Raw genomic sequence first — 6502 nt, forward strand, 5'->3', positions numbered from 1 at the left:
TATCAGGTGTGCGGCTGTGGTCACACGGTAGCGCCCAGCGCCAGTTTTTGCAGTTCGTCTGGTTTGCGGATGATAAGGCGATGCAAGTCCTTCTCGACTATGCCTTGCTGGGCCAGATGCAAAAGCGCGCGGGTAACGGTTTCGCGGCTGGTGTTGATCATCATGGCGATATCCTGATGGGTAGGCAGGTTTTCGATGACTTCGAGATTGCCAGGCATGATTTTTTTGAACAGCGCAATAAAGGCATAGATACGTCGTGAAGTATTGCCGATGCTGAGCAAGGCGCGGAATTCGGAATCGCGCTGGATTTTTTCAGCCAGATGGCGCAACATCATGTTTGCCATGGCTGGCGAGTGCGAAAACAAATGCAGTGCCGTGGCGCTGGGCAAAAAGCCGACCAGTACATTGCTCAAAGCAACTACTGAGGCTGAACGCGGGGTGCCGTTAATGATGGCGATTTCACCAAAGAAATCACCCTCCTTGAGCATGCGCAAGCCGATGGCGCGGCCATCTTCAGTGACATCAACGACTTGCAATTGACCAGACAGCAAAAATAACAGGCTGTCACCGATCCCCCCTTTTTGCAAGACCACATCCCGTTTGTTGAAGTGACGAACACGCATGTCACCCTTGACCTTGTTCATGTCTTCATCGCTCAGCCCCATTAGCAGGGGGATATTGCGCAAGTTGACGGTGATCTGGTTGACTTTGACCTGTACCTTGGTCTGAATGGGTATATTTAATTGCAATTGACCAGGCAAGGGCGCTTGCGACTCCCCGCCCGGTGCCTTGTTGTGAATAACAGCGACTTCGTTATTTGATACTGTCATTGGTCAATCCAATTGTGAAGAACCCATGACTTGCAATGGTGATGGCCCTTCATTCGTTTTCAATATTTCCTGATTCATAGATGACAAATGGTGATGCTGGCATGAAAATTCAAATTTTAAAAATTCTGCCATTGCCAGCTCAATTGTACCGACTTGCTATTGTATTGAAGGATGGAGATATTTTCCTTGTTATTTATTGCACGGAATTCCAGTTGCAGTGACTGTTTGTCCGTGAAATACCAATTCACCCCCGCTTTGACAAGTTGTAAATCTTGGCGCCTTGCTACGTCTATCAGGTTGGGCGAGTAAATTTCAGCACTTTGCCATATTTGTTTGCTCCAGCCTAATTCCAGTTCGATTTGCTGGAATAGTTGCCGTCTCAGATTCACATTTCCGTAATAGCCAGTCCTGTGACCGCCCTGTCTGTCTGAATGAGCCCGGTCTGCCATTACTGCCAAGCCAGCTTGCAGCTGATATTTCTGGGTTTCATAGGACAGCAGACCACGTAATTCCCAGGTGTGTGCGTCGAAATTTCCCAAGGTCGGGTACTGTACATTGGTGAACCCCGCCATGGTACTGAAACGCCAGGAACTGCCTTGGCTGACGGGTGGTGACAAACGTAATTGTACAATTTCCTGCTTTTGATACAGCGTACCCCCAAGGCTCAATGCGCTGACCAGTGCAGTACCCCGGATGCCGTAATCTCCCCATTTCCATGGTTTTTCCACACCAAGGGCAAGTGCCAGTGTGTTGTAGGCGCTCAGACTGTCATAACTGCGCAGGCGTGCCTGTGCAAAACCTATCGTGCCGTTATTGCTGATTTCCTGGGATATATTGCCCGACAAACTGGCAAACCGATCGGCTTTGGGTTGATATTCTGGCAAAAGCTGCAAGGTAATTTGTTCAGTGCCGCTACCGAAAGTGAAAAAGGGATTGCTCGCACCCTGGTTTACATTGGTGTCATATCCGGCCTCGACAGCAATCGCGATGCGCCTCTCTGGTGCTGCAGGAATGCAGCTCTTGGGTTGCCATAGTTCCAGTTTATACAATTGCTCTTCTGATAAAGGCAGGTTTTGCCGCATTTTGAGCAGCACTTTATCGGCCTCCTCTTTGTTGCCCAATTTGCATTGCAGCATGGCCAGGTCTAGCCAGGCACCAGCATGCAGTGGCTTTTTCTCTATCAGGGTATTGAGCATGGTTTTAGCATCATCATTGCGTTTTTCGCTGATGGCTTTTAATGCTTCCAGATACAGGGTTTCACTTTCAGCTTCATTGTCTGCTTTTGCGACTGTATTGCCAAAGATGAGCAATAGGATCAGCAATGGCAATTGACGCGCTATTCTGTGCATCATTCTCATGCAGTAACCTCTACCGTGTAGATGGTAGTTGGCTTTTCCTTGCCTTTCAGCAGGCGTTCGCCCAACGCCTGGAATTGATGTCTGGTCGATCCTTCAACCGTACCTTTGCCGATGATAATGTCATGCGGGTAATGACGTGCGGCGTCCTCCAGACGTGAGGCTGTATTGACACTATCGCCAACGGCAGTGTAGATGCTGCGGAATGAACTGCCAAAATCTCCTGCAATCGCAATGCCACTTTCTATTCCGATTCTGACTCTAATCTTTTTTCTCCCTTGTTGTTCGTATTGGGCACTCAATTTTCTGACATTCCTGACGATTTCTATTGCCGCATCAACCGCCAGATCGGCATGGTTGTCGACTGGCAGCGGTGCACCCCAAAATGCTACCAGACCATCGCCGGTATATTTATCCAGTGTCCCGCCTTTGGCCAGCACGGGGCCGGTCAGGCATTCGAGAAATTCACGCGTCAGATTGGCAGCCCCTTCCATGGGCAAGTTTTCTACCTGGCTGGTGTAGCCTTCCATATCCGCAATCAGGGTAGTCACATGTAGTTGCCGGGGGGCCAGCGGGTCTTTTAAATCACTACGTAATAATTCCTGTACAACTGCTTTGGCGACATATTGTTGCAGGGTTCCTAATAATCTTCTCGACTTGCGTTGTGCAGTTTGCCAGCCAAAAGGCACCGCAACTGCCAATAAAAAAAAGTTTGCTGCCAGAGGGCCCGCCGGGGAGAACCACATGTCGTGATCTACCACCAGATAAGCCAGGGCTACCCAGGCCGCTGAAGCCAGGCCCAGCATCAAGGTATTTGACCAGGCAGAAAAACGAGGAAACATGAACACCGCCATCCCTGCCGTCAGCACCGTAAATAATAAAGCGAGCAAACGCCCAGGCCACTTCACATACGCTCTGCCTTCATGCTCATCAAGCATGGTGCTCAGGGCTTGCGCATGCACCAGGAAACCACTCGTTGAATACCATAAAGGAGTCGGTACCCGGTCTGCCAGTGCCAGGGAGGACGAGCCTATGATGATATATTTACCGCGCAATGCCTCAAGCGGAGTCGTATCTTGCAATACACTCAAGGCGGGTACGACTTCATACGAAGACAATGTCCGGCTGTATTCAACGCGCGAAAATCCATTTTCATCTACATCTGAAAAGCGGCTTTTATGCGCAAACAATTGATTCGCGTTTAATTTGGAGCAACATTCGAGTAAGGCACGCGACAATTCTGAATAAACTTTTCCCTCGAAGCGAGTCTGAACCGGAATCCGCCTTAAAGTTCCGTCAAGATCAGGTACAAATCCAATATTACTGACATAGCGGGCTTTGTTCAGGCCAGAGTGATTGGCAATATAGCCGGTCGCCCGTGCCATACTGGCAAGCTCAGGTTGGCTAAAAGCCGCAATTGATTTGCCACCCGTCAACTGGCCATTGCGCGCCGGTGTCTGTTTGTTTTTGTCAAAATCAAAGGCCTGTGCCAGTACCACCGGACCATGTTCAGCCAATGCTGCCAGCCTCTGGTCTCCTACTGTGTCTTTATGTTCTTCAAAGTAAATATCCAGGGCAACGCCACGCACATCAAATTCGGTAATGAGTTTTTCTATCAGATCGGCAATGCGTTCTCTGGGCCAGGGGGCTGCTCCCAAGACGGAAATGCTGTGGTCGTCAATATCGATCAATGCCAGACGCTCTTCTGCCTGGTCTTTTGCGCGCAATTGCACAAATTGATCCCTAAGCCACTCATCACCTGGTAGCGGTCTGCCATTTTCTGGCAAATATTCATTCAGCGCGCATAAGCCCACAGCCATGATGGCTATCAGCAGCCATAAGTAGGATTTGGCAGAAATACGCAAAAAAAACTCAGACACAGGCCTCATGATTGCGTAAGAAGGTCCGTTGAATTATTCACTGGGCAATGAGGTGATCTGGAAGTTCATATCAATCAAAAAGATTTTGGCAGCATCATAAGCCGGATTAAACGAAGCGTGTTGAAACTTGAACATCTTTTTGCATGGCGGCAATAGTCAAAGAGATGGTCCTGGCGAGAATACTTGCCTATCCGTTATTTCTTTGCCCATCCATAATAAACCTTCTGATTTCAATGGCTTAGCAAAAAACTGTTATAGTAGCCTGAATTTGTAAATTGTGACCGTCATCACAATATTTTTTGCATATCAGAGGATAATGCAAAAAATATGTGCAGGTGTAAATCTGTATCAGCCGGCGCAATGTGTGCCTGGGATGAAAGACTTTGCCAGTTGTGAAGGCAAGCGAGGATGAAATATGAAGAATAAAACACAGAATGTGCTCAGCCAGCTGGTCCGGTGGACGTTAGCATTCGTGCTGGCGATTCCTGCGATGGCATTTGCAGAGGACGCGGTCAAGGTGTCCCAGGTTTGGGGTAAGGTTGATATAAATGGCAAACCGGCAATGATTGATAGCACCGTTGCAGAAGGTGCCAGTATCAAAACCGGGGCTGATGGTTATATTTATTTTAAAACCGTGGATGATGGTTTGTTGATTGTGCGACCTAATAGTGAAGCGCGCATCGTCAGTTATCATATTGATCAACAGAATCCCGCAAATACCCGCGTCAAGCTGGAGTTGATCTCGGGCGTTGCACGGAGTGTGTCGGGTAATGCTGTGAAACAGGCAAGGCAGAATTTCCGCTTTAATACGCCGGTAGCTGCCATAGGTGTGCGTGGTACTGACTTCACAGTCTTCACCGACAAGGATACAACGCGGGTAGTCGTGGTGGATGGTGGCATCGTTGTCAGTGGTTTCGGCGGTTCTTGCTCACCGCAAGGGGCTGGTCCATGTGAAGGTGTTGCCGCTGCCGAGTTATTCGCCCGTCAGCAAGGGGTTTTGTTGCAGATCAATAAAGGTCAGAACAAACCGCAATTATTGCAATCGGCTCCCGGTTTGACACCAGATGCCATTGCGCCACCAAGGGCGGATGAGCCTGCAAGTAAGACTGCCGCTAATAATAGTAGTGCAGCTTTGATCGCTCCTGCTGCGACGGATCCTAATCTCGACCCTAACAAGGTTGGTAATGTGAAGCAAACGCTGGCATCCAATACCAATAAGACGCCTAATAATACTGGCGCAGGCAGTGGTAATAATGCAGCATTGACGAATACCATTATTTGGGGCCGCTGGTTTGAGCTTTTTGGCAAGAAAGCCGATTTTGATATTACCAAACAAGATCAGAATGGTGCGTCGGCACGCGGCACTAATTCGTATTTTGCTGTTTTTCAAGCCAAAAATACTGAGTGGCAAGTACCTACCACTGGCACCATGGGCTTTGCCTTGAAAGATAGCCAAGCCGTTGTCGTCGATAATATCAAGAGCCTGGAGTCCGCGGCAAAACTGGAAAATGCCAAATTGCAACTGGATTTTGCCAAGGCGACCTTTACTACCGGATTTGATGTTGTTTCCGGTAGTGAGAAATTCGCCTTGAAAGGCGAGGGCTCTGTCACCAGTACAGGTATCTTATATGGCGCTAATCAGTATGTGCCTGCTGCAAACATGTCGGTACAAGGTGTGGTGACCAATGAAAAAGGTGGTACTGCTGCTTATATATTCCAGTCCAAGTTAAATGAAGATGGCACCCGTATGGTGTATGGTGTGACGAATTGGGGTAAGCAATAAGTTTGCTTAATGTTGATTAGTTGATACTGCTTAGTTAAGATTATTAAAAAAATACAAAAGGGCTTCTGCGGAAGCCCTTTTGTATTTATAAATCAACTGATGAAATGCATAAATAATATTGCCCATATATACTGTCTGAACTAAAAAGATCTGGTCATGTCAGTGTCATGCCAGGTTAGTTTGGCACTTACAGCGAGTACTAAAGTCTGTAAATGATTTCGTAATTTGATGTAACGAAATATTCATTTTGGTTTACTTCGAGTCAGGCCTTATAATTGTAGGTTGGCAAAGTCATATCTAGGCTTTTCATTTGAAAGCTGTTTCTGCAGAGCAAATGAAAAATTTCGGAATACCAGCCAAATGTTGCTAAGTTTTGCTTTTTTTTGAAAATGTGATTTCAGTCACATCTTCGATCGTGTGCTTCTGCGATTATCTGCTTGCCGTAACGCGAGTAAGTGCCTAAAAAGCAAGCTTCGCATCTTTTAAATTAATTAATTAGGAGTTCTTAAATGGCTAATACAGCTGCTGATATCCAAAAGCTTTACATCGCATACTTCAACCGTCCTGCAGACCCAAATGGTCTGGCCTACTGGATGGCACAAGGTTTCACCCTGAACCAAATCGCCGACAGCTTCTCCAAACAAGCAGAATACG

Annotated in this window: 4 protein-coding genes; 1 reads left to right on the forward strand and 3 read right to left on the reverse strand. The window is 47.5% G+C overall.

Annotated elements, in window-relative coordinates:
- Positions 1–20 precede the first annotated feature (20 nt).
- The 3 genes from ACO0LG_RS25800 to ACO0LG_RS25810 form a co-directional block, all read right to left on the reverse strand.
- Positions 21–830 carry a Crp/Fnr family transcriptional regulator gene (locus ACO0LG_RS25800; protein ID WP_423030847.1) on the reverse strand — a complete coding sequence of 270 codons (810 nt, stop codon included), beginning with the start codon at positions 828–830 and terminating at the stop codon, positions 21–23.
- Between the two features lie 116 nt (positions 831–946).
- Positions 947–2188 carry a tetratricopeptide repeat protein gene (locus ACO0LG_RS25805; protein WP_423030849.1) on the reverse strand — a complete coding sequence of 414 codons (1242 nt, stop codon included), beginning with the start codon at positions 2186–2188 and terminating at the stop codon, positions 947–949.
- The gene (locus tag ACO0LG_RS25810; protein ID WP_423030851.1) at positions 2185–4065 is read right to left on the reverse strand and encodes a CHASE2 domain-containing protein; all 1881 of its coding nucleotides are present in this window, start codon (positions 4063–4065) and stop codon (positions 2185–2187) included. Before ACO0LG_RS25810 ends, ACO0LG_RS25805 begins: the two co-directional genes overlap by 4 nt.
- A 415-nt stretch (positions 4066–4480) precedes the next feature.
- Here ACO0LG_RS25810 and ACO0LG_RS25815 point away from each other — a divergent pair, with 415 nt between their 5' ends.
- Positions 4481–5848, forward strand: coding sequence for a FecR family protein (locus ACO0LG_RS25815; RefSeq protein WP_423030853.1), 1368 nt, complete (start codon positions 4481–4483; stop codon positions 5846–5848).
- Positions 5849–6502 lie beyond the last annotated feature (654 nt).

The organism is Undibacterium sp. Ji42W (genome assembly GCF_049340405.1).
Taxonomy (GTDB): domain Bacteria; phylum Pseudomonadota; class Gammaproteobacteria; order Burkholderiales; family Burkholderiaceae_D; genus Undibacterium.

Excerpts from the sequence above, each read along its gene's own strand:
- ACO0LG_RS25815 (WP_423030853.1), top strand. The coding sequence starts at position 4,481 with ATGAAGAATAAAACACAGAATGTGCTCAGCCAGCTGGTCCGGTGGACG.
- ACO0LG_RS25805 (WP_423030849.1), bottom strand. The coding sequence starts at position 2,188 with ATGAGAATGATGCACAGAATAGCGCGTCAATTGCCATTGCTGATCCTA.
- ACO0LG_RS25800 (WP_423030847.1), bottom strand. The coding sequence starts at position 830 with ATGACAGTATCAAATAACGAAGTCGCTGTTATTCACAACAAGGCACCG.